Origin of the sequence: Streptomyces colwelliae (assembly GCF_048158785.1) — a bacterium.
In the GTDB taxonomy this organism is placed as follows: Bacteria; Actinomycetota; Actinomycetes; order Streptomycetales; family Streptomycetaceae; genus Streptomyces.
In genome coordinates this window covers 1-383 of sequence record NZ_JBLTJC010001082.1, presented here as the reverse complement: position 1 = coordinate 383, position 383 = coordinate 1, and the positions used below count along the sequence as shown (strand labels likewise).

The window sequence follows — 383 nt, the reverse complement described above, 5'->3', positions numbered from 1 at the left end:
ATTCAATACATAGTTGAAGAAGCATCACGTGCAGGTATTGAAGATATTATTATTGTGACGGGAAAACATAAACGTGCGATTGAAGATCACTTCGATAATCAAAAAGAACTAGAATCAACCCTAAAAGAAAAAGGAAAATTCGACCTATTAGAGAAAGTGCAACATTCCGCTTCACTTGCGAATATTTTTTATGTGCGACAAAAAGAACAAAAAGGGCTTGGTCACGCCATTTGGACTGCACGTCAATTTTTTGGTAACGAACCTTTTGCCGTGTTACTCGGAGATGACATTGTCCAATCAGACAAACCGGCCATTCAACAATTAATGGAACAATATGATGAAACAGGCAAATCTATTATCGGTGTTCAAGAAGTGCCTTATGA

General features: G+C 37.3%; 1 protein-coding gene. It reads left to right on the top strand.

Annotated features, from left to right (window positions below):
• The coding region (locus ACNFOC_RS55915; RefSeq protein WP_416966513.1) for a sugar phosphate nucleotidyltransferase at window positions 1-383 on the top strand (383 nt) is incomplete at both ends.